Genomic DNA, 22,057 nt, shown 5'->3' on the forward strand with positions numbered 1-22,057 from the left:
ATCATTTGTGCTGCGATATAACCAGGTACGTCACTCCATGGGAACGCTCCCTTAAATGCTAATCCTATCGTTAAAGCTGGATTCAAATGTGCCCCACTAATTGATCCAACCGCATATGCTGCAACCGCTACTGCTAAGCCCCAGCCCATTGTAATAACAATCCAACCAGAATCTTTCGCAAACGACTTCTTTAAACTTACACCAGCACAAACGCCGCCACCAAGTACGATTAACAACGCAGTCCCTATTAACTCTCCTAAAAATGCTGACATAGTATCCCTCCACAATCAATTTAAACGCTTTCAAATGTGATAGAGGTAAAATGAATGGCCATTCGTTTTTGTCAAAAGAAAAAGACCCACAGCTTTGCACGCTTCTATATAAATTTATATAGAAACAATGAAATGTGGATCTCTTCTTTTCTCCGTCACGTTTATTAACTTGTCTATAATGTTAACCGTTAATGAAAGCGGTGTCAACATAATTATTTCACATTTTCGTCACTTTTTTTGGTAATGTTTCCATAGTTCGCGTTTTGATGTCGTAATTGCTGTCGCACCAGCATTTAAAGCTCTCTCTACATCATCAACAGTACGAATGAAACCACCTGCTAAAATCGGTACACCAGTACGCTCTTTCACTTCAGCGATAACGTCCGTTAATGCTCCAGGAAGTACCTCAATATAATCCGGTTTCGTCTTATCTAAAAGATTGCAGCTCTTCTCCATCGCACTCGAATCGATTAAAAAGATGCGTTGTATTGCCACAACACCTTTTTGCTTCGCCTTCATAATCACGCTCGCCTTCGTTGAAAGTAACCCGTACGGTCTAAACTCCTGACATAAATACTCCGTCGCATGCCCATCACTCTGCAAGCCATGGATCAAATCCACATGTAAAAACACCTTTTTACAATATTGCTTCGCAAGTGATATAACACTCTTCAATTGGCCGACATGAATATCTAAAATAACGATATACTCATACGAACTATGTAATAGCTTTTCCAAATCCTTAATTTGCCTCACTGCCGGCAAAATCTTTTGTTCATGAAATTCCATTCTAAATTTCCCCTTCTTTATGTCATCCTATCCTTTATAGTACACAATTTAAGTGAAAAGAACAGCTGGTGTAGGGGATTTCTTTCATTTTTCTCGTTCTTCTTTTAAACGTTTACTAAAAATCATACTATGTTTCTCACCTATCTACGTCTAGTATGAGCAAATACATGATGATGAGTAAAGCGAGTTGTCGTTGCGTTGGCTGTGCAACTTGTGCGTTACAGCTTATAATGGTGCTATTTCATGTGCTATACGATGTAGGTTTCATATATTTTTCTTCTATAATAATTTCCCGAACAATAACCGTGCTTCTTAATATTGTCGTTTTGTGTCGGTAAGTCGATATCCTATGTCGAATCGTCGATATATTTGAAAAATCGTTGATATATTTCAGAAAATGAAAAAGTGGATAACGACATGTTATCCACGCTCCCATAATTATAATAAAACAGAATCCTTATCACTATCCTGATTACGTTTCTCGCGTTCCTCTGCTAAACGCTTCATATACACTTCGCCTTCTTTTTCGATAAACTCATTATCCATCTCTTGCTCTTTTTTTGAAGTATATAAAACCATGTAGCCACTTAATACGATTCCAACGATTACAAGATACACCCACCATGGTAAAGTTTCCACTCTACTTCATTCCTTTCCTTAGACAAGCCTTATTAGTTTCACTGTATGAGAAAAGAAGTGGATTTATGCTTAAAATTTTATTATTGTGGATTCTTCGCGAAGAACGCTTGTACATATTCCATAAACTCGATTGGTTCCTGGCGAAACGGTGCGTGGTATCCTTTTTCAATAATATGGAACGTGCTATTCGCAAATAGCTGATGATACAGTTCACCATTTTTCCAAGAAACGCTCTTATCATTTCTACCCCATATAATTAAAGTCGGCACCTTAATTTTATCGGCTTCCATCGCAATGCGGCGCTCTCTCATTTTCGTCAGCTGATCATAGTGCTCTTTATCGTCACGACTATTTTTCACTTCATTTTTATTGTAATCCGTAATCTCAGTTACAGTTTGTAAGTCTGTCGATAGCGGCGGCACTTCATAACTTTCTTTTTGCTGGAAAGACTCTATCCCTGTAGAATCTGCCAAAATGAGATGCGTCACTGCATCCGGATATAAATACGCTAAATTCAGTGACATCTCTCCGCCCATCGAATGACCAAGTACTGCGAATTGATCATATCCAAGCTTCTTCATTAACTTATAATATAAATTCACTTGCGCAGGAAACGAATACTCAAAATCAATTGGTTTAGAAGAACGTCCAAACCCTAAAATATCAACTGCAATAATTGTATGGTCTCTCGCAAGTTCCGGATAAATATCACTAAATCCATCAGATGAACCACCAAACCCATGCAGCATAAGTAAAGGAGGCTTTCCCTCACCAATTTTCTTAAAATAAATCGTCTGCCCGTCGATTTGTGCCATACTCTCTTTCGTATTCAGCTTCATCATAACAGTATCTTTCACTTCTTCGACCTTCGCAATCGGCTTATCAACAAAGTTACATACGATAAGTAAAACGAGCACAATACCGCTAATCATATAAAACTTAAACCGTTTCAACATTCCCGTCTCCTTTCTCTTGTTGCTATTTAAAGTTTTTACATTATTTGGTTGTTTTATAATTAATTTTAATTGTAACCACAATAGTTACAAATATACCAAAAAAATATGACTCACTTCTATTACTGATGGTTATTTTGTAACTATTATAGTTACATATTTAAAGTAAGTCAATTCTTTTCTCTGTGTTAACAGGCAGCCCGATTGAGATGAGCTAATATTTTGGGATGAATCATCAAAAATTGTTTGCTCAGCACTGTTTGGCGCTACCTTCCTTTTCATCACCGAATTAATTGGCCGGACTATTGCCTATCCGAAAAAAGGCTTGTTGTCACTATACTTGGTGTCCCTTACTTCTTTTAGTTAATAAAAAACGCAAGCTTCTTTTGATTAGAAGTTTGCGTTTTTTATCATATACTTTATTTTTTTCTTCACGAGCTAAATCGATTACAACATCTTTTCCATCAACATCTTTTAATAACACTTTAAAATGGTTCACATTATCAAAAGTAGTAACATCAAACGTTTTCACTTTAATTGTTTTCCCATTATCCCCAGTACCTGTGTACCCCTTCAACGTTGACTTATATGTTTTCCCTTTTTCATCCATAAGAATTACACTATCAATTGTTTTTATCTGACGTTTTATTTCTTCATCATCTCCAGAAGAATCACGTTCAAATGTGATATTCATCCCTGTTGGTAGTACTTCTGCAGACGCTATTTTTACAGATTTAGATTGTTGTTTAGGAACAAAATGAATCTCCTGATTTCCTTTAAACTTCGAGTCTAATTTTATTCCCCCTTGCCACTTCTCTTGAATTTCCTTATTAAGTTGCATACCATTCTGATGCCAAACTTCTATATTTTCTTTTACAGTATTTAATTGAGATTCTGCTTCTGTCCTGTAAGAAACATCTTTATTTTCTAATGGCGCAAACAAAGATATAGAACTAATATTAAAGTTTAGACTATCAATGCTATCAATTGAATTCATAGGGTGGAATATTAAATTATAAGTTATTTCTCCCTCTTCTTCACCTGCCTGAATACTCCATTCGCTACCTGCTAAAATCTTACTATTTTCATTTGTTAACCCTTCTGTGTATTCCGCCTTCTCTATATATCGTCCTTTCTCATCTGTTAAATCGTACTTCATTCTTAAATCTGTCATTTTACTTATTAGACTTTTATCTTCAAATTTCAATTGTAAAGAAACTGCTATTTTAGATTTATCATACAGTACATTTTTAATTTGGATTGTAACCCCATTATCTTTCATCACATTATTCTCATCTACTTTTTGCATATACCCATTATCTGCCGCTTTTTGAACTCCCTGATCTTTCGCAAATAAGAATTCCTTTACCACAGCTAATGCTGAATCACCATACACGCCAACTCCAACGCTTGCTCCAACAATCGTTAGCCCCGCTATCATTGCTGCAACTATTTTTTTATGGGAGGATGTTTGTTTTTGTTTCTTACTTTTTCTAATTTCTTCAAAAGCAAGTTCTTTTTTCTTCAAAACACTAGTAGGAATTGTTACATCATCCTTTAATGCTTCTTCTAATTTATGTTCGAATTGTTCATTCATTTTAAATTCCCCCCATTGTTTACATTCTCCCAGTCTTCTTTTAAATAATATTCTTTTAACTGTTGCCTTGCTCTATGTAGTCTTGATTTGATTGTTCCTTCTTTTTCATTTAAAATCTCTGCAATTTCTTTTGTTTTAAATTTATTTACATAATAGAGTACGATTACTAATCGATACTCCACACTTAAATAACTAAGCAGATTGTCAAATTCAAGCTTTTGTTCAATATTGTCTTTTACGATTTGATCTCCCTGCACTTTCCCATAATCATCCACATATAGAACATTATTTTTTCGTACTATATCATTACATTTATTCATTAATATTTTCGTAATCCATGTTTTAAAATAACCTGGTTCTTTTACCTTTTTTAAATTTGTAAAAGCAGACAAAATTGTTTCCTGTATTGCATCTCCTATATCTTCTTCATTTTTCAAGCGTGCTTTTGCCACCTTATACATTTGTGGCATTAATATATATCAATTGCCTCAATAAAGGCTTCCTCATCACCTTTTTGAGCCCGCTTTATAAGCAGCTCCATTTTAAATTCCCCCTTAGAAATCTACCATTTATGTTTTATATAACTATTAGACTGTATATACCTTAAAATGGTTGCAAGAAATTCTAAATAAAGTGAAACTTTAATCAGTGGGGGTTTTATCCGTCCCCCACTGATTATTAGTTAAACCAATCGGGCATTAACGGGCAGCCCGACCCCCACCTAACTTATTTGCTTTCCCTGAATTTTGAGATGGGGGTCTTACTGCCCTGCCCATTAAAGCGGGATAAAAATAACCTTAGCTCAGCAAATATCCGAACTAAGATTACTTTAAGTACAATGCTTCATGATTCTTATTCTATCTTGGCGCAAGTTAAACAATAGAGTGTATATCAAAAATGGATTTTCTGAATACTTCCGAATTAGAACCGTAAAAATGAGTTTATAAAATTGTACACTTGATTTTCACATAATGAAAAAAAGCGCTGAACAAACATCAGCACTCTTCCTCATCATCCTCGTTATTTACACACAGTTGTTCCGCTATTTCTTGTACCCGTTCCATCGTTATTCCTTCTCTAAATTCCACAGCTAGAGGATGGTCTGTCGGCTCTAGTTCAATATAAGGACGAATGCCATCGGCTCTCAGATGAACCATCGTTTTTAAACTTACTGTTTCCAACTCATATGGTAAATCCGTCGAAAGCCACCCAAACATTGGCTCTAATAATTGTTGTTTATCCCAAAATTCATTCACCTTATCAAAATTCGTTTCACTTAATGAAACCCATACACCCCATATGAAATGTTCATTTGTACCAATGATAGGAATTTCAATACTCCCTCGCATAAAGAAGTGTTCTCCATCCATCACGCATAAATCATCGTTCATTTCAAATCTATCTTCTCGCTCTTCAGGTTCAGCATCATAATAATAAACAGGAGCTGATGATCCATAGCTCCTTGGAATTTCTTCATGATATGTACCGCAGCACCTACAAGTATATCCACTTATTTTCGTCATTCTATTCCTCCATCAGTTTTACATTCATTTTAGCAAAATACTTATAAAGCGAAAATAAAAAAACAAGCAGTTCCAGCGATCAGCTAAAACTACTTGCTCTCCTACTTATTATTGCTACTCTTTAATAAATTCCTTCGTACTTCTCACTGTATCAATTGGACGAACTAATTTTTCGATTTCTTCACGTTTTGGCTCTAAGAACGGAGGTAATGATAATTTTTCGCCAAGTGTTTCGTATGGCTCATCTCCCATAAACCCTGGGCCATCTGTTGCAAATTCAAATAAGATTTGTGGTGCAACTCTTGCGTATAATGACTCGAAGAAGTGACGGTCTACATAACCAGATGAAGGAAGCCCTACACTGCTGATTCTCTCGATCCATTCTTCTAATACAGCGCGATCTTCTACGCGGAATGCAGCATGGTGAACAGTACCAAAACCTTGTCGTGCTTCTGGAAGAACCGTATTATGTTCTACAATAACAGATGCACCGTTTCCGCCTTCGTTTACTTCAAATAAATAGAATTCTCCTTCTTGCGCAACCTCTTTAAATAATAGAACTTTTTCTAACACTTCTTTGAAGAAACTAAAGTTTGCAATGCGGATAAATACAGGGCCTAAACCAGTAATTGCATATTCTAATGGAACTGGACCTTTTTGCCATGGTGTACCTGATTCGATCCCTTTATCAAGTTCATCTGAGATTAATTGATAGTGTTGATCATCAAAGTCAACGAAAGAAAGAGTTTTCTTACCAAATTGCTCTTTAATTCCTGTATGTTCCACGTCCAGACGGTCAAAGCGTTTTACCCAATACTCTAATGCCGCATCAGTTGGAACACGGAATGAAGTTTTTGAAATTTCATTTGTACCGTGTACTCCTTTTGGAATACCTGGGAAGTCAAAGAATGTCATGTCTGTTCCTGCACTACCTTTATCATCTGCAAAGAATAAATGGTACGTTTGAATGTCATCTTGGTTTACTGTTTTTTTAACTAAACGCATTCCTAAAACGTGAGTGAAAAACTCATAGTTTTTTTCTGCACTACTTGTAATCGCTGTAACGTGGTGAATTCCTTTTAATTGGTTCATTTTATATTCCTCCAATGGTTTTAAAATTTATATTTTCTCTTCTATAGGTGCTAAATTCGCTTCAATCTCTGCACGCTGATCTTCTAAGAAAGGTGGTAAATCAAGTTTTTCTCCTAAATGTTCCACATCTCCATCAACTGTAAATCCTGGTCCATCTGTCGCAATTTCAAATAAGATTCCGTTTGATTCGCGGAAATATAAGCTTTTAAAATAGAAACGGTCGATGATTCCTGAAGACTGGAAGCCTCTTTGTATCACCTGTTCTTCCCAATAAGCAAGCTCTGCATCATTTTTTACACGAATTGCTAGGTGGTGAATGCTACCGCGGCCCGGTTTTTCAGTAGGACCATCTAAATATTTCACAACTATTTCTCCAAAAGCCTCGCCTTTAATGGACTGAAAAATTGCTTCCTCTTCGCTGCGGCTAACCTCTGTATAACCAAACATCTCTGTAAGTGTACTCGCCATTTTATCAAGTCTACGAACTGTCATTTCCACAGAACCCATTCCTTGAATTTGATGCTTTGCAGGAACTTCTGATTTCTCCCAAGTTTCCCAGTGCTCCACTTTTTCTCCGTTTGAAACGAGTAGTACTAAGCGAAGACCTTCAGCATCCTCAAACTGCAAAGCAGGACGATTTGCATATGTTGTTATTTCACTATGTTTCACATCAAATGTCTCAAATCGTTCTTTCCAGTAATGTAAGCTATCCTCTGAAGGAACGAGTAATCCAATTCGAGTAATGGCATTCGTACCGCGGTACGTTTTTCCTACTAAAGGAATTTCAAAAAACGATAATTCTGTACCTGGACTTCCTGTTTTATCTCCATAAAATAAGTGATACATTGATGGATCATCTTGGTTTACTGTCATTTTCACGCGACGTAAACCAAGCACATTTTTATAAAAGTGATTATTTTCATTTGCATTTTTCGTAACCATTGAAATGTGATGATGCCCTTTAATTTTATACATTCGTAATTCCTCCGCTTCATTTTACTAGTCAAGTGATAAATAAAAAAATAACATTTCCCACAACTAATATGGTTTTTAGCGTTTTAATTTATCCTCATTATGTTTTTGTAAATTCATCTTAGTTTTTACTGCATAAGTTACTTTGTTTTGTAAGTCGAAAGCAAGTGAGTGTATATTTTTCATATGACTCAATCGCTTTCGTTACTATCACTTTACACCTCAAGTGATTAAAAAGCAAGAGATTTATCTCAAATTCGAGATTTTTTTATTGCATAACATTTTGGACTGGAGAATGGTTTAGTAAATATAAAAAACATTAGTAGCGAAAAGAACCGTCAATCTAGATTAAAGTTGCAACGCCATCAGCAAAACAAAACATCATCAAATCAGGAGATGTCTCCCCCTATGAAACACCAGATGGGCAACTTAATGGATTGAAAGGATACCTTGATCATAGATGTTGGTGGTATGAGTTTAAGTAAGATAAGAGACTAGCCTCCTTTTACAAATTCAATGTTGATTCTATCAACGTCAATTTCAACATACTTGTTAAAGTATTTGCTGCGTTCCGGGAATATTTCATCTTCATCTGTAATAATAATCCCTGCATCAATAAACCTACGATTTAATATTCCACTAATACGATACTTAAAAGAATTATCAATTCTTTTTAAACTTTTAACTCCATCTGTTCCTTCGTTTATTTCAATATTATCGAAAACTGTAATGTCGAGAATAACAGGATAACTTTTTCCTTCTTCAATTTTATATGAACAAACAGTGGAGAATCCCATAACGTTTACTTGTTTTTTGCGGATAACTTGTGCATAACGTCCATCTGTTAAAATGTACCTTACGATGACTTCAAAAAATAACACAACCCTTTATTTTCCCCTCTACTATCGTCGTACACTGTACATAGCCATTATAATCTATAAAACAACAATAAAAATTTAACACTTAATACACTTATAAAATTATAATGCTCTTTTAAATTTCTACGCTAAAATGCAAAAAGCACTTGTTGCCTTTAATTGACAATCAAGTGCTTTAAGTTCATCCATTTTTAAGTAGCATAAATTTGTAAGTTTTGTAGTAACAGTATGACACCTTTTACATGTCATGACAACTACTACGTTAAATCTTACGAGTTTGTACGAGTTCGTTAGTTTTATATACATTCCGTGTGTTTATATTCATCACCCAGTAAAATGTCATCTCTCCAAACCTCGTACCTCGTTTTCTTATTCTATCATTGCACATAGCACTCTATGATGGTACAACCATCATGGAGTATGCACTTTTAAACAACCTATTCTTTTTCTTTCCACTACAATAATAAGTTATTTTCTTGTTGACTTGCCTTATGTGCTTTTATATCTTTTCAACTTTAAACATTAGATGCTCTTAATTACCTCATTAACAGATTCACTAAACATATCAGGGTCTTCATTTTTTATATCAATCAATAATTCTTTAATACTAATCGTAATTGATGGATCAAATTCCGAAAGTACTTTTCCATATGCTAATCTTACTTGAGGGTGATTAAGAATTCTATAATGTAAAATTTCTACCCATTCTTTTGCTGAGTTAATCATCTTCGGAACAGCTTTAGCAATACATACAAGTCCTTCTTCTATATTATTTTTATATAAGCTCTCTATTCCATGAATTAAACCAAACATAACCTCAAATTGCTCAGTCTCATCATCCAAAACTAAACATAAATCTGTAATAACAGAGACGTCGTTGTACTCTATTACTTCCATTAATGACTCATTAAAATCTCGTATCTCATTTTCATTTTCTAATAAACGATTATCATATAGTCTTTTTAGATGACTCTTAATATCCAAAGGTAATCATCCTTTCCATGTTTTATTTATCAAATAAATGCGGATACAGCTCTTTGTTTCTTTTAATAACTTCTCTTAAACCTTCTCTTATCTCAGCAGTATGTAAACCATCTTTTATATAAATTCTTCGAGCATCCAAAATATCATGAGCTAAGGCATCACGAAAGCTAAGGTTTAAATACGCCTTCGATTTTTCTCCTGATAGACCATATGTATATGTTTCACGATGTCTCCCACCGGTCCCAGGATGAGGTTGTTCCATATTCATACTGACACCATCATTCCTTTTTATACCAGCTTGTTTCATTTTCTCTGCAGAAGGCATATGATGTGGAGTAATATTATCAAAAGCAGTTCCTTGTTTCACAAGTTGTTTATAGGTTCCAACTTTTCCTTCATTAGTCAATAGAGCTTTACCCGTCCCCTTAACTACATCGGCTCCTCCAACAGGTACTTTTTTAGCTATATTTACAGCCTCAGTAGCCTTAGCAGTCATTTTAACTCCTTTTCCTACTTTAGCTATCTTTCCAAAGGGTGTAAGGCCGGCTACAGCCATGACACCTGCTCCAGCACGTTCCCACCCCGAAAGTTTTTCGCCAGTAGATGGATCAATACCATCCCAAACACGACGAACATCATACTCACCACTTATTTCTCCAGCTATATCCCTAGCTAATTTTCCACCATCAAAGCCGTTCTCTTCAGAAGATGTTTTACCGCACATTGCACCTTCTTCTATTGTAACATCTTGATCATCCGCATTGCGAAATTTTTCAGCAATTCGTTTCAAATCTTCTTCTACTTGCACAAGTGAATTGATAGATGTAAAAGCTTTTGGTCTCGCATCATTGAACATTTGAACGAATTGTTGATTAGAGGCACCAATCCATTGAAAACACAAATGATCAATTTCATTACATAAATTATTATGTATAGATTCTAATGCGATTCGAGTATTACTTGCACGATTAGCAACTTCTTCTAGCATTTCAGGTGTCACTTTGATTTGAACCATTTCTTTCCTCCCTTTCCCCAATTAAAATTATGAGATAAAAAGAAAAAAATGTAAATACAGAAACTTTAGATTAGTATAATAATGTGTATATAAAATAAAAGGGCATCCCCAAACGGAAATGCCCTTTTATTTCAGGTTTAAATTAAACCCATCCCTTTTAACATCTCAATTAAACTAGTATAGAAGTATTCACATGCCTCTGTCTCAGAATTAAATGTCTTAAGATTACTCTTTGTTCCTCGCTCACTATACTTCCCATACTCCATTCTATTCATTGAAACAATACGATTCGTTTGGTAATCCACCCTTTAAACTATATAAATCCTTTGACACCTCTTCTTGTAATAATTTCTGTTCTAACCCATTTTTTCACATGTTTAGAACTTACCCTTTTCAATGATTCTTCTTCAATTATTTCCTTTTAACTATTTCATTTTTAATATAAAAACAGCCCCACTAAGCGTATTAACACTTAATGAGGCCATTTGATTCACACTATTAATTATGAAACGACGGTTTATAGAACGAACGATTATCAAGAGCAAAGACACGCTCTGTGTATTCGCCTGGTTTTGTGCGTCCTAATGCACGGTCCATCATGTTCATTTTTGCATCTAAGTTATCGATGTAGTGCAGAATTTCTGCTTCTTTTACTAATGGTGGTTTTGGGCTACCCCATTCTGCTTTTCCGTGGTGAGAAAGAACGATGTGTTGAAGAATTAATACTTCTTCTGCATCGATTTGCAGCTCGTCTGCTGCTTTCCCAATTTCGTTCACCATAATCGAAATGTGGCCTAGTAAATTTCCTTCTAACGTATACGTTGTAGAAATTGGGCCAGATAATTCGATTACTTTACCAAGGTCGTGTAAAATAACGCCTGCATATAGTAAGTCTTTATCTAATGATGGATATAGATTTGAGATAGCTTTCGCTAAATCAAGCATCGATACGACGTGATAAGCTAGTCCAGATACGAACTCGTGATGGTTCTTCGTCGCTGCTGGATAGTCTAAAAATTCGTTTTGATGCTTATTTAATAAATGTCTTGTTAGACGTTGAATGTTTGGGTTTCTCATTTCAAATATGTATTGCGTAATTTTCTCAACCATATCTTCTTTTTTCACTGGTGCTTTTTCTACGAAATCTGAGATATCCGTTACTTCATTTTCATTCGCAACTCGGATTTGTTTCACACGTAATTGAATACGTCCTTTGTAGTTTAAAATATCACCAGCTACTTTCACGATTGTTTCCGCTACATATTGTTTCTCAACTTCTGGTGATACATCCCATAACTTCGCTTCAATATCTCCACTTGGATCTTGTAAGATTACTGTTAAAAATGGCTTTCCATTGCTTGCGATACCTTTTGTCGCTGTTTTAATTAACAAGAAAATATCGACTTGTTCACCAACTTCATACTCTGCAATTTTCTTTTTCATTCGAATTCCTCCACCAAATCAGTTACTTTTAGTATAGCACACTACAACTCATTTTCTTTACGCTTATGCGTTAATTTTATAATCTGTTTTTCTGTAAAATACGTTAGTAAATGCGCATGGCATGTAAAGAAGATCACTTGTCTATCCTTTGCAATTTCCTTTATAAGTTCAATCGTCCGATTCGTCCTTACCGCATCAAAGTGTACGAAACTATCATCAATAATAAATGGATAATCATGCTCAAATGTTTTCGCTAATGCAAATCTCAGCGATAAATACAACTGCTCAGCTGTCGCTTGGCTTAGTTCATGACTATAAAAACGCATACCATCGTTACGCTCTACAATAAACGGCTCCGCCTCTGACGGTGAAAAGATTTTACTATATCGTCCGCCTGTTAAATAGACGAAATACTCTTCTGATTTTTGTAAAATACGAGGAAGATGTACTTCATGATAATATTGCTTCGTTTTCGTTAACACTGTCTTTGCGGTCGCATACGCAGCCCACTTCTTCACTTGTTCACGCACTTGCGCTTTTTTCATTTCCCATTCGTGCAGTAAATCGCCGTACGTACTACCTTCTTCTAAATTCGCAATTTCCATACGATGTTTCGCAATGCGCTCCGTTAGTTCTTTTTCCTTTGTAAGACAGTTTTGCATGACTGTCATTTCTTGCTTTAATTTTTCATCATACCCGTCAGCCTCATAATGTTCAGCTAATGATAAACTCGTTAAACGTTGTTCTAACAGATCAATTTGTGGTAATAAACGCCCCACTTGTTTCTCTGCATCTTCACGTTTTTCCGCTAGTTTACCTGCCTCTAAAAACATCTCTTCATTTGTAGCTTCTGCGATATGCCATAAACTATCTCGTTCTACTAACAGTTGTTTCAATTGCTCTTGCATGAACGCATATTCTTCTTGCCATTCAGCTAGTTTCTCTTTTAGCTGCTTACAAGTTTGGCGTTTTTCTTTCTCATTTTGCATACGGCTTTGCGCCTCGTGCAGCTTACTATACTCCGCACTACCGATAACAGTTTCTAGTTTATGTTCAAATTGCGAAATCATTTCATATAATGAAGATTTTCGTGTGCCTTGCTTCTCTAATTCACGATATAATTGCTGCATTTTTTCCATACGCTCAAACGCCGGCAATATGTGCGCATACGTATAAAATTCAGGGAACGTATAGCGCTTTTTATACGCATTGACTTGTTCGCTCATGCGGAACGTTTCTCCCTCCCATTCCTCATACGATGAAACGACTTTATCATACGCTCGCTCCATTTGCTGTAATTTATAAGACTCACGCTCAAATAGTTTACGTATCTCTTCATCTTTTTCTAACTCATAGTGCACAGACATCGCTTCTTCACTTTGCCTTCCGCCAGCACTTTGCTGTAGAGTAAGAAGTTCTTCTTGTAATCCACTTGACGGATCCTTATATAAAACAAGGGCAAGAACAATCCCTACAAAAACGATGACGCTAATAAATAAGAGCGGGCGATTGTCTATAAATAAACTTGTGAATAAAACGCCTGTGTTAATAAGGAGTAACAGAAGACAAACTCTTTGCCACTGCTTTTTCTTTTGCATAGCCGCTCCTGCTTTTTCCTCGTACTTGCGCTTCATTCTCTCTGCGCCCATACCGATAAACGCCGCATCTTGGAACGACTTCTCTTTCTCGGCTAACGCATTTCGCTCTTCATCCGCTAACATTTGCTTCTGAATCTGTCTTATATTTTCTTCTTGTTCTTCTAATTGCTCCTGCGCTACTTTAAAACGATCATCAAGCTGTGCTTTTTGCGTTTCTAATTCGCGCGCCTTTTGTACTGCCTGCGTAATTAACTCTTTCGTTGCCAAACTCATATCAAACGACAGGACTGTTTCTTTTTCAAAAGTAGCACCAATTTGTTGCTCGAGTTCTGCAAGCTCTTCTTTTATATTCGTAATCGTTCCTGTTATATCACGCATTTCTTGGCGTGCATTTTCGTAAGACATATGCTGCATGCGAAGTTCTTCTACGTAACTTTCTTTTTGTAAAAACTCTTCATCTATTTGAATCGATTCCATTTCCGATTGCACTGTCTCTATTTTTTTATGGAGCGAATCAACTTGTAATTGAAGCGGCTCCATCTTCGCCTTAATCGCTTCATAGCGTGCCATTCCGTTTACAGGAAATTGCCCGTTCTCGTTTTCTAGCACTTTCTCATGCGCACGCTTTTCAATAACGAGAGGTTCTAGTGCTGCTAATATTTCATAATCTTGCTTTCGTTTTTCTGCACTCTCTTTTTCTGCGCGAACAAACACCAATTTCTCTTCACTTTCTTTTAACTGCTCCACCTGTTTTTCATACGTGCCAATTTTCCCTTGCCACTCTTTCATCTTCTCTTCCAGCTTCTTTATTTCTTGCAGTGAAACGTTAATTTCTGGCTTACGACCACTCGGCTTAAAGCGCTGATCCATTTCTTTTTCTAGCTTTTTATCGAGCTGCAATAACGCATCACTTCCGACTGCGCTTGCTGAAAATAAATAATTGCCGATATCCGCTTCACCAAGCTGATGAATGTTTTGAAGACCGTGCATATCAAATGAAAAGACAGATTCAAATAAGCTCTCATTCATCCCGCTTAATATATCGTGTAAAATCTCCTCGCCGCCCGTTTTCCCGTCTTCAAAATAAACGGTTACTTCACCAGCGGCCGTCTTTGGCAATCGTTCAATTTTCAAACGGTCGTATTTCTCTGTTTGTACAGTAATTGCTCCGCCATACTTGCCGCCTTCTTTCGGTTCATAACGGCGCTGTCCTCTCGTCGGAAAACCGAATAAAATACTTTTCATAAACGAGCGAATTGTCGATTTACCCGCTTCATTTTCACCGTATAACACCGTCAGCATTGACAGGTCCATTTCCACATTTTCTAATTTTCCGTACCCATAAATATGGAGTTTTTCCATTCTCATTTCTTATCCCTCTCTTGCTGGAATAATTGTTCTAAAATAATATTTTCTGCTTCCTTTTGAATCTCTTTCTTCTCTTCTTCTGTAAAAGATTCAATGCTATTACGCGCTACAGGAGATGTCCAAATTGTACGCAATACTCCGTCCATATTTGTGAAAGCTTCTAACTCCTTTAGCACACTACCGACGAAATGATTTTCTTCTTTCAAACGTTCGATTTCCGCAAAAGAGACCGTCTCATTTTTCCACTTCATCGCATATACGAAATCTTTTCGCTCTTCGCCCGCTGCTAAAATATGAAAAATCTCTTCCACACGTTTTTCATCACGTAAATAAGGAGAAAGTGGCCCCTGTCCTGTAAATAAGACCGTTAATAGCGTTCCTTCCTCTTCTCTTCGGCACTCATTCATCGCACTTGATACGCTCGTCATAAGTTCATCAACAGTTTCAAGTCCGTCAATATTTACTTCTATCTCATCCCACACAACATCCGCCGTATGGAAAAAGGAACAGTGTGATCCTTGTTTCGTAAGTTCAATCAAGTATGCACCCTTCTCGCCCGTTTCCTTACGATGACGCCCTTGTATATTACCCGGATAAATAATATATGGCTCCTCTGATAAAATTTCGCGTTTATGTATATGGCCAAGAGCCCAATAATCAAACTGCTTTTCTTTCAGCTCACGAAGTTGAAACGGTGCATAGCGATTATGCTCTGCATCTCCTTCCACACTTCCGTGAAGCATGCCAATATGAAAAGGCGCATCACCCATTTTCTTATACTGCGCTGTCATATTATCCGTTACCGCTTGTTGCAAATAACTAAATCCGTAAATAGAAGCTAACAACTCACCATCTTTATAAAAGGATTTCTCTTCTACGTAAGGCTCTGTAAACACGTGAACATTTTCCGGAAACTCAATTGCTGCCCAGCTTCCCCCTAAATGATCGTGGTTACCGTGAATAATAAAAATAGGGATATCGTACTGCGAAAGTCTCTTCATTTGCTCGCGCACAAACACTTGCGCCCTCAAACTTCTCGTCTCCGCATCATACAAATCCCCGGCTAGCAATACGAAATCAACGCGCTCTTGAATCGCTTTATCAACAATACGTTCGAATGATTCAAACGTACTTTGTTTCATTCTCTCCCAAACAGACTGCGGTACATTCATCTCCATCCCTTTAAACGGACTATCCAAATGCAAATCAGCCGCATGTATAAACTTCACTTGTTTCACAAATAACGATCCTTTCTATGTTTCAAAAGTTTCACCTTATTGTAACACGCAATGTCATATATTTCTTTGCATATTCTAGTGTTTTATGCCAAAATAGTTATAAGATTCTGATTTCTATTATTGGAGGGAATTTTCATGGGATTATACGTTCTAACAGTCTTTGAAAAAGATGGTTCTAAAGCATTAGACGAATCATTCGAGGCGGCAACTGAAAAAGAAGCGAAAACAAAAGGTGAATCTCTTTTACGAGAAAAAGGATTGTATGAAAAAACACATCGCTGCACATCTTCTGCAGGTAAGCTCGTTTTATTCCAGCGCTAAAAAAAGAAGCGTCATCCGCTTCTTTTTCACTCTACTATATCTTCGTCACACCACGTAAACACCACATCTAGAATGCGATTACCGATACGTACGCGCTTATTCCATTTTCCTGTTTGGATCTGATGTTGCAATTCCGCCTTCATCTTTTCCGTCCAGTCGTGAATCGTTTCACTACCGTCGTACGGATATACGCCTGGAAACTCTTCCTGCAGTAGATGCAAGCTCTCTGCATCAAAATGAAAATGGAAGAAGTAGTTTGCTGTAAGCGATGGTTCTTGCAATCGTAAAAAATGATCATCAATTTGCTTTCTATTTCGATAGAAAGTAAAGATATTCACTTTACCGCTCGTAATTTGGTCAATTTGAATTTCGTGCTTCTCTATAATCACGTCTTGCCCACCTCGTTATATACTACCTTTAGTATATATGTCTTTTGCAACAAAGTTAACCATTTTCGCGCGAAATTCATTTCCTTCATTATATTACCTGTACCTCCATATGCAATCAGAACAAATAAAACAAAGTTGAAGGGGAGCGATCACATGTATTTCGGAAGCAAAGGTTGGTATGTAAAAGAACTGAAAAAATTAGGTATCCGTACTTATGAGGGTAAAAAACTAGAATCGTATCGTACGCATGTATTATCTAGTTTACTTGAGAGAATGAAGAGAGCTTCGGCTTAATAGATGGAGGAAGCGACTACGGTTGCTTCCTTTTTATATAGTGGAAAAAGAAATAATCCTATCTTAACATTCTACCTTTACAGTTATACTCTCTTGATAAAAGCCACCCATTATCAACTGAATCTCTATTACCAAATCTCCTTCCCGATAATTATTTATATATATTTTAAATTCTCCATACTTATTAACCCGTCCGCTTCCAACATGCATATCGCCACTCGTTATAACAATTGTTGAATGAGGTCTCGCACGGCCAGATATACAATTATCATTATATTTCACAGAGTCTATCGTTAGCTCTTGATGAATATTATTAACTGAATCTATACATTTCTTGTTATACAAATTAACATCTCTTTCTTCGGCCCTCAAAAGCGCTCGATTCCCGTTAATCTTTTCTGCAGAGAAAGCAACATTCCCTAGCCAACTAAACCTATCAAATGTCGTAATAGGTAGAAACATCTAAATTAACTCCCCCATTCTTCCAATACGTTCTTCTCATTTTTATGAACTTATAACAATTCGTTCACGGTTGTGATTAAAGAAAACTGTTTTGCTTTTCCATTCAATTTCGCACTGTTAATTTATATTGAATACATAGAATACTGTTTTTCATCCCAGATGCTATGAAAACACTACACAAAAGGAACCATGCTCCATTCAATATAAATCCATCTTCAAATATGTTAATCATAATTATGTTTCCAATTATTAAGAGAATCCATGAAATAGAATACTGTTTTCCATTTGTAATATATACAGTTCTATCGTTATTACAGACTATAATTCCCCCACCTTGCCAAACACCTATAGCAAAAGAAAAAAGTGTAACTGCCATTAACTCTGCTTGTAAATCCCAAGTCATTGGTTGCGGTACTGTATAAATAATAATTCCTATCATCATTAGAAAAGTTATTATATCTATCCTGTTTATTTTTCTTTGCTTGCTTTGCATCCAAATAAAGATAATTACTATAGGAATTAAAAACAAATTTGTCATTTAATTATTCTTCTTCCTTTCTCACATTAAAAATGTCTGCAATTGTACTGTCCTTAAATCTTTCATGCTGTCCAAAGCATAACATGAGAAATAAATAAAAAAATCGTACAAAAGGGCAAACCTCTCATGTACGATTGGGCATATATAATGTTTTAAAAATGAATTAACTTTTTTTCAATAGATACAGCTACTGCTTCTGATCGGGAATTAACACCTAATTTATTGTATATATTTGTTAAATACGCTTTTACTGTTCGCTCAGCTATTCCCATATCGAATGCAATGTCTTTATTCTTATTTCCACGCGCAATAGCTTTCAACACAAACAATTCTTTTTCTGTTAAGTTATTTTCCTCAACCACATTAGCATGTATTTCTTTCCTTTTATAATTCACTATCTTTTCCATAATATTGGGTTGTAGTAAAATCTCACCTCGAATAGCCGCTTCCAATGTTCGAAATAAATTCTCACGATCCGTATCTTTTAGCAAATACCCTTTTGCTCCTAACTCAATTCCCTTTAACATTAATTCATCTTCGTTATAAGTAGTCAATATAATAATCGGCGTATGATTTTGTTTTTTATTCAAAACCTCAATTGTTTCTAAACCACTCATTTTAGGCATATTTAAATCCATTAAAATAACATCAGATTTCTTTTTTTCTATAAAAGAAAGGGCTTCTTCTCCGTTTGTAGCCTCACCTATAATTTGAAATGAATCACTCGTTTCTATTATTAATTTCAGACCTTCTCTCACAACGAAATGATCATCCACAATTAATACGTTATACTTCATGACTATCTCCTTCTTTATTTATAGGCACTTGAATATATATTTTCGTACCCTTCATCTTCTCACTCAATATATGTATTTCTCCATTAATTAATCGAACTCGCTCATTTAAACCGATTAAGCCATAATGTCCAGGATTCTTACCGATATACCCAGTGTCAAAACCAATTCCATTATCTTCAACTTCAATAGTAAGTTTTTCAAGTTCATCGACATATTCAACTTTTAAATTTACATCTGTTGCCTGCGAATGTTTTGCGATATTCGTTAAACATTCACTAATTATACATAAACAATGTTCCTTTACTAAGCCTGAAATATGCGGAGGGCTTTGAATAGTAAATCTCACGTGTATAGACGTAGCCTCAGAAAAACGTTGAACCTCTTCTACTACTGCTTCATTAAATGAATTAGTAGTATGGCGCAAATCATCAATAACCAGCCTTGCATCATGTAAAGTTTGTCTCGCCCTTATCATAGTTTGTTTCATAATCTCTTGAGATCGTCCTATATTCCCTTTCTGCATATGGGCATCTATTGCTTCCAATTGCATAATTAAGCTCGCTACACCTTGCGCTAACGTATCATGTAAATCTCTTGCCATTCGCTGTCTTTCATTAGCTAATGTCAATTCTTCTACTCTCATATATGCAGACTCTAACTCTTGAATGTAGCTCTGTATACGATTCCGCGCATCATATTGCTGCTTATTAATATAAGAAAAAGGAATAATAATTGCTAACACTAACAGAAACATAGAGATAAGAATAGCTAATTTATTTACACCATAATTTATACTAATTGCGGTACAAAATATGGCATACATAAGAGTAAAAACTGCTATTACTTTAAATATATTGTGATAAACATATAGACTCTGTGCAATTAAAATAGGTGTTAATCCAACAAAAATTGCTATCGAAGCATTTGATGCAATGAATGCAGCCAAAAAAACAATGAACAGTTGTACAAAAAAGAAGTATAACAATTGCCTATTCCTTAATGAACTAGCATACCAATGAAAAACAGTATGGATAACAATGACCATTGTAAAGAAGAAACTATCCATCGAGAGAATATTATTACGAAATGCTAAAAGCAGCGAAGCTATATATACGAGTGTAATCCATAAAACAATAAACCTTCTTGGAATAAATACCGCTTCCAATACATTTGTATCCACATCTATATTTGAATTTATTTTTTTCATATTCGCCCTCCACCATTATATTATACAAGATGCGACTTACATTTTGATAAAGTGAAATTTTAATTATTGGGGCTTTTGTCCATCCTCATTATCAAATATAAATATGAAGTATTGCATATCGAAATGCATTGATGTTTTTTGTAAACGTTTACTAAAATAAGATTATAAAGATTTATTACATCCTACTACTAAAGGAGACAATCATATGGAAATCGCAATGGCAGTTTTAAAATTTGTAGGTGGAGTAATTCCATTAGTTCAAGAGCTTTTAAAAGCATTCATGTAAGGTTATCATTCAACAATTATTTATAAGAATTATCATACAAATGATCTGTATATCAAAAACAAATTGATACACAGATCATTTGTGTGATAAAACTTTATACGAGAACTATGTAACCTAGCAGAACAGTAATGATACATCTATCTCAAGTTGGAAAAAAACGCTCACAAGGGCGTCTTTTTCTTATATTACTATGTATTCAGGAGAAATCGATTTTATCAAATGGATAAACGACGTCTTTCTGTTCCCCTTTATTTTTTACTAATGAAATAACCACCCAAACCAAAAATGCTATAATAAACCCAATCAAACTAAGGGGGAACATTTATGTTGCACAGAACATGCATTCAATTTCACAAGTTCGGCAATCCAAAAGATGTACTACAAGTTGAATATAAAAATATAGAACCATTAAAAGAGAATGAAGTTTTAGTCCGCATGTTAGTTAGACCAATTAATCCATCTGACTTAATTCCAATAACGGGAGCGTACGCTCATAGAATTCCTTTACCTAACATACCTGGTTATGAAGGTGTTGGTATTGTAGAAGATGTGGGAGCTTTTGTTTCTAGAGACCTTATCGGTAAACGTGTTTTACCGTTACGCGGAGAAGGTACTTGGCAGGAATATGTGAAGACGTCGCCTGATTTTGTAGTCCCTATTCCTGATTCCATTAATGATTTCACAGCGGCACAAATGTATATTAATCCTCTTACGGCGTGGGTTACTTGTACAGAAACGCTAAACTTACAGAGTAATGATGTTTTATTAGTGAATGCTTGTGGATCCGCTATTGGGCATCTTTTTGCGCAGTTATCACAAATTTTAAACTTCCGACTCATTGCTGTTACAAGAAATAATAAGCATACAGAGGAGTTACTACGCCTTGGTGCTGCATACGTAATCGATACTTCCACTACCCCGCTTTATGAAACCGTTATGGAGTTAACAAACGGGCTCGGCGCGGATGCTGCGATTGATTCTATCGGGGGACCGGATGGAAATGAATTAGCTTTCTCCTTACGTCCAAACGGGCATTTTTTAACGATCGGCCTTCTATCAGGTGTACAAGTTAACTGGGCAGAGATTGTCACGAAAGCAAAAGTGCACGCGAACATATTTCATTTACGACATTGGAATAAAGAAGTGTCACCATATAAATGGCAAGAGACGTTTCGTCAATTAATTCGCTTAGTAGAAAATAAGCAATTACGTTTTATGAAAGTCCATTCTACGTATGACTTAGCAGATGTGAAAACAGCAGTTGATGTTGTGCAGTCTGCTGAGAAAACGAAAGGGTAACTAACTGTTACGATTTATTTAACCAATTATAACGAAAGTTAATTAAATATATCAGTAAGCCCTGCTAGTCAAGTGATTGGCTAGTAGTGAGGGTTAACTGCGG

Annotated in this window: 23 protein-coding genes and 3 pseudogenes; 5 read left to right on the plus strand and 21 right to left on the minus strand. The window is 35.8% G+C overall.

Translation table 11 applies throughout. The annotated features are described in order from the left end of the window. The 9 genes and pseudogenes from glpF to MR083_RS21545 all read right to left on the minus strand — a co-directional run. Positions 1 to 272 (minus strand): annotated as a pseudogene (glpF, locus tag MR083_RS21505) (glycerol uptake facilitator protein GlpF); the annotation flags it as partial. 228 nt (positions 273 to 500) lie between these two features. Then, complete coding sequence (gene glpP, locus MR083_RS21510) at positions 501 to 1,061, minus strand: glycerol uptake operon antiterminator GlpP (protein WP_000394284.1); 561 nt, start codon at positions 1,059 to 1,061, stop codon at positions 501 to 503. A 438-nt stretch (positions 1,062 to 1,499) separates the two neighbouring features. Next, entirely contained in the window at positions 1,500 to 1,700 is a 201-nt protein-coding gene (locus MR083_RS21515; protein ID WP_000449227.1) for a sporulation YhaL family protein, read from the minus strand. Positions 1,701 to 1,780: 80 nt separating this feature from the next. After that, complete coding sequence (locus MR083_RS21520; RefSeq protein WP_208735899.1) at positions 1,781 to 2,653, minus strand: alpha/beta fold hydrolase; 873 nt, start codon at positions 2,651 to 2,653, stop codon at positions 1,781 to 1,783. A gap of 334 nt (positions 2,654 to 2,987) precedes the next feature. Beyond that, a complete protein-coding gene (locus MR083_RS21525) occupies positions 2,988 to 4,250 on the minus strand; it encodes a DUF4179 domain-containing protein (RefSeq protein WP_242269827.1) in 1,263 nt (420 codons plus the stop codon). Then, positions 4,247 to 4,687 carry an RNA polymerase sigma factor gene (locus MR083_RS21530; RefSeq protein ID WP_242269828.1) on the minus strand — a complete coding sequence of 147 codons (441 nt, stop codon included), beginning with the start codon at positions 4,685 to 4,687 and terminating at the stop codon, positions 4,247 to 4,249. The genes MR083_RS21525 and MR083_RS21530 overlap by 4 nt, the downstream gene beginning before the upstream one ends. Before the next feature lie 558 nt (positions 4,688 to 5,245). Beyond that, positions 5,246 to 5,773 (minus strand): DUF2199 domain-containing protein, encoded by a 528-nt coding sequence (locus MR083_RS21535; RefSeq protein WP_242269829.1) that lies wholly within the window; start codon positions 5,771 to 5,773, stop codon positions 5,246 to 5,248. 114 nt (positions 5,774 to 5,887) lie between these two features. After that, positions 5,888 to 6,865, minus strand: coding sequence for a ring-cleaving dioxygenase (locus MR083_RS21540; RefSeq protein WP_087995532.1), 978 nt, complete (start codon positions 6,863 to 6,865; stop codon positions 5,888 to 5,890). Between the two features lie 27 nt (positions 6,866 to 6,892). After that, positions 6,893 to 7,840: a ring-cleaving dioxygenase gene (locus MR083_RS21545; protein ID WP_242269830.1), complete on the minus strand. Its 948-nt coding sequence runs from the start codon at positions 7,838 to 7,840 to the stop codon at positions 6,893 to 6,895. 434 nt (positions 7,841 to 8,274) lie between these two features. On the opposite strand from MR083_RS21545, the gene MR083_RS28200 reads away from it, so the two are divergent. After that, a complete protein-coding gene (locus tag MR083_RS28200) occupies positions 8,275 to 8,322 on the plus strand; it encodes a hypothetical protein (protein WP_242269834.1) in 48 nt (15 codons plus the stop codon). Positions 8,323 to 8,331: 9 nt separating this feature from the next. Here MR083_RS28200 and MR083_RS21555 read toward each other — a convergent pair whose 3' ends face one another. The 7 genes and pseudogenes from MR083_RS21555 to MR083_RS21580 form a co-directional block, all read right to left on the minus strand. Then, entirely contained in the window at positions 8,332 to 8,688 is a 357-nt protein-coding gene (locus MR083_RS21555; protein WP_242269835.1) for a hypothetical protein, read from the minus strand. Positions 8,689 to 9,237: 549 nt separating this feature from the next. Beyond that, positions 9,238 to 9,699 (minus strand): Imm30 family immunity protein, encoded by a 462-nt coding sequence (locus tag MR083_RS21560; protein ID WP_000351978.1) that lies wholly within the window; start codon positions 9,697 to 9,699, stop codon positions 9,238 to 9,240. A gap of 22 nt (positions 9,700 to 9,721) precedes the next feature. Continuing rightward, positions 9,722 to 10,714 (minus strand): WXG100 family type VII secretion target, encoded by a 993-nt coding sequence (locus MR083_RS21565; protein ID WP_242269831.1) that lies wholly within the window; start codon positions 10,712 to 10,714, stop codon positions 9,722 to 9,724. A gap of 137 nt (positions 10,715 to 10,851) precedes the next feature. After that, positions 10,852 to 11,047: pseudogene (locus MR083_RS28040) on the minus strand (hypothetical protein). Positions 11,048 to 11,212: 165 nt separating this feature from the next. Continuing rightward, positions 11,213 to 12,157, minus strand: coding sequence for a 3'-5' exoribonuclease YhaM (gene yhaM / locus MR083_RS21570; protein ID WP_000726638.1), 945 nt, complete (start codon positions 12,155 to 12,157; stop codon positions 11,213 to 11,215). Positions 12,158 to 12,198: 41 nt separating this feature from the next. After that, the gene (locus MR083_RS21575) at positions 12,199 to 15,123 is read right to left on the minus strand and encodes an ATP-binding protein (RefSeq protein ID WP_001242185.1); all 2,925 of its coding nucleotides are present in this window, start codon (positions 15,121 to 15,123) and stop codon (positions 12,199 to 12,201) included. Continuing rightward, complete coding sequence (locus MR083_RS21580) at positions 15,120 to 16,361, minus strand: metallophosphoesterase family protein (protein ID WP_000815720.1); 1,242 nt, start codon at positions 16,359 to 16,361, stop codon at positions 15,120 to 15,122. Before MR083_RS21580 ends, MR083_RS21575 begins: the two co-directional genes overlap by 4 nt. A gap of 135 nt (positions 16,362 to 16,496) precedes the next feature. Here MR083_RS21580 and MR083_RS21585 point away from each other — a divergent pair, with 135 nt between their 5' ends. Further along, positions 16,497 to 16,682, plus strand: a complete 186-nt coding sequence (locus MR083_RS21585; protein ID WP_000525047.1) for a YhzD family protein — start codon at positions 16,497 to 16,499, stop codon at positions 16,680 to 16,682. Positions 16,683 to 16,708: 26 nt separating this feature from the next. On the opposite strand, the gene MR083_RS21590 is transcribed toward MR083_RS21585, so the two are convergent. After that, on the minus strand, positions 16,709 to 17,071 hold the full coding sequence (locus tag MR083_RS21590) for a hypothetical protein (RefSeq protein WP_000582776.1): 363 nt from the start codon (positions 17,069 to 17,071) through the stop codon (positions 16,709 to 16,711). Positions 17,072 to 17,224: 153 nt separating this feature from the next. On the opposite strand from MR083_RS21590, the gene MR083_RS21595 reads away from it, so the two are divergent. After that, positions 17,225 to 17,365, plus strand: a complete 141-nt coding sequence (locus tag MR083_RS21595; RefSeq protein ID WP_000273537.1) for a YflJ family protein — start codon at positions 17,225 to 17,227, stop codon at positions 17,363 to 17,365. 63 nt (positions 17,366 to 17,428) lie between these two features. Here the strand turns inward: MR083_RS21595 and MR083_RS21600 are convergent, their stop codons facing one another. The 4 genes from MR083_RS21600 to MR083_RS21615 all read right to left on the minus strand — a co-directional run bounded on the left by MR083_RS21600 (position 17,429) and on the right by MR083_RS21615 (position 20,369). Further along, positions 17,429 to 17,827 carry an Ig-like domain-containing protein gene (locus MR083_RS21600; protein ID WP_000479668.1) on the minus strand — a complete coding sequence of 133 codons (399 nt, stop codon included), beginning with the start codon at positions 17,825 to 17,827 and terminating at the stop codon, positions 17,429 to 17,431. Positions 17,828 to 17,930: 103 nt separating this feature from the next. Beyond that, on the minus strand, positions 17,931 to 18,365 hold the full coding sequence (locus tag MR083_RS21605; protein ID WP_000182868.1) for a hypothetical protein: 435 nt from the start codon (positions 18,363 to 18,365) through the stop codon (positions 17,931 to 17,933). Between the two features lie 152 nt (positions 18,366 to 18,517). Next, positions 18,518 to 19,162, minus strand: coding sequence for a response regulator (locus MR083_RS21610; RefSeq protein ID WP_242269832.1), 645 nt, complete (start codon positions 19,160 to 19,162; stop codon positions 18,518 to 18,520). Next, positions 19,152 to 20,369 carry a sensor histidine kinase gene (locus MR083_RS21615; RefSeq protein WP_000723586.1) on the minus strand — a complete coding sequence of 406 codons (1,218 nt, stop codon included), beginning with the start codon at positions 20,367 to 20,369 and terminating at the stop codon, positions 19,152 to 19,154. The genes MR083_RS21610 and MR083_RS21615 overlap by 11 nt, the downstream gene beginning before the upstream one ends. Before the next feature lie 103 nt (positions 20,370 to 20,472). Here MR083_RS21615 and MR083_RS28045 point away from each other — a divergent pair. Together MR083_RS28045 and MR083_RS21620 are read left to right on the plus strand one after the other, a co-directional pair. After that, a pseudogene (locus MR083_RS28045) lies at positions 20,473 to 20,655 on the plus strand (hypothetical protein). Positions 20,656 to 20,979: 324 nt separating this feature from the next. After that, complete coding sequence (locus tag MR083_RS21620) at positions 20,980 to 21,954, plus strand: zinc-dependent alcohol dehydrogenase family protein (protein ID WP_242269833.1); 975 nt, start codon at positions 20,980 to 20,982, stop codon at positions 21,952 to 21,954. The last annotated feature ends 103 nt before the right edge of the window (positions 21,955 to 22,057 follow it).

The organism is Bacillus cereus group sp. BfR-BA-01408, assembly GCF_022663305.1.
In the GTDB taxonomy this organism is placed as follows: Bacteria; Bacillota; Bacilli; order Bacillales; family Bacillaceae_G; genus Bacillus_A; species Bacillus_A pacificus.

Bases quoted from the DNA above. Each gene is read 5' to 3' on its own strand.
- glpP (WP_000394284.1), bottom strand. From the start codon at position 1,061: ATGGAATTTCATGAACAAAAGATTTTGCCGGCAGTGAGGCAAATTAAG.
- MR083_RS21525 (WP_242269827.1), bottom strand. From the start codon at position 4,250: ATGAATGAACAATTCGAACATAAATTAGAAGAAGCATTAAAGGATGAT.
- MR083_RS21535 (WP_242269829.1), bottom strand. From the start codon at position 5,773: ATGACGAAAATAAGTGGATATACTTGTAGGTGCTGCGGTACATATCAT.
- MR083_RS21540 (WP_087995532.1), bottom strand. From the start codon at position 6,865: ATGAACCAATTAAAAGGAATTCACCACGTTACAGCGATTACAAGTAGT.
- MR083_RS21545 (WP_242269830.1), bottom strand. From the start codon at position 7,840: ATGTATAAAATTAAAGGGCATCATCACATTTCAATGGTTACGAAAAAT.
- MR083_RS21565 (WP_242269831.1), bottom strand. From the start codon at position 10,714: ATGGTTCAAATCAAAGTGACACCTGAAATGCTAGAAGAAGTTGCTAAT.
- yhaM (WP_000726638.1), bottom strand. From the start codon at position 12,157: ATGAAAAAGAAAATTGCAGAGTATGAAGTTGGTGAACAAGTCGATATT.
- MR083_RS21575 (WP_001242185.1), bottom strand. From the start codon at position 15,123: ATGAGAATGGAAAAACTCCATATTTATGGGTACGGAAAATTAGAAAAT.
- MR083_RS21585 (WP_000525047.1), top strand. From the start codon at position 16,497: ATGGGATTATACGTTCTAACAGTCTTTGAAAAAGATGGTTCTAAAGCA.
- MR083_RS21595 (WP_000273537.1), top strand. From the start codon at position 17,225: ATGTATTTCGGAAGCAAAGGTTGGTATGTAAAAGAACTGAAAAAATTA.
- MR083_RS21600 (WP_000479668.1), bottom strand. From the start codon at position 17,827: ATGTTTCTACCTATTACGACATTTGATAGGTTTAGTTGGCTAGGGAAT.
- MR083_RS21605 (WP_000182868.1), bottom strand. From the start codon at position 18,365: ATGACAAATTTGTTTTTAATTCCTATAGTAATTATCTTTATTTGGATG.
- MR083_RS21610 (WP_242269832.1), bottom strand. From the start codon at position 19,162: ATGAAGTATAACGTATTAATTGTGGATGATCATTTCGTTGTGAGAGAA.
- MR083_RS21615 (WP_000723586.1), bottom strand. From the start codon at position 20,369: ATGAAAAAAATAAATTCAAATATAGATGTGGATACAAATGTATTGGAA.
- MR083_RS21620 (WP_242269833.1), top strand. From the start codon at position 20,980: ATGTTGCACAGAACATGCATTCAATTTCACAAGTTCGGCAATCCAAAA.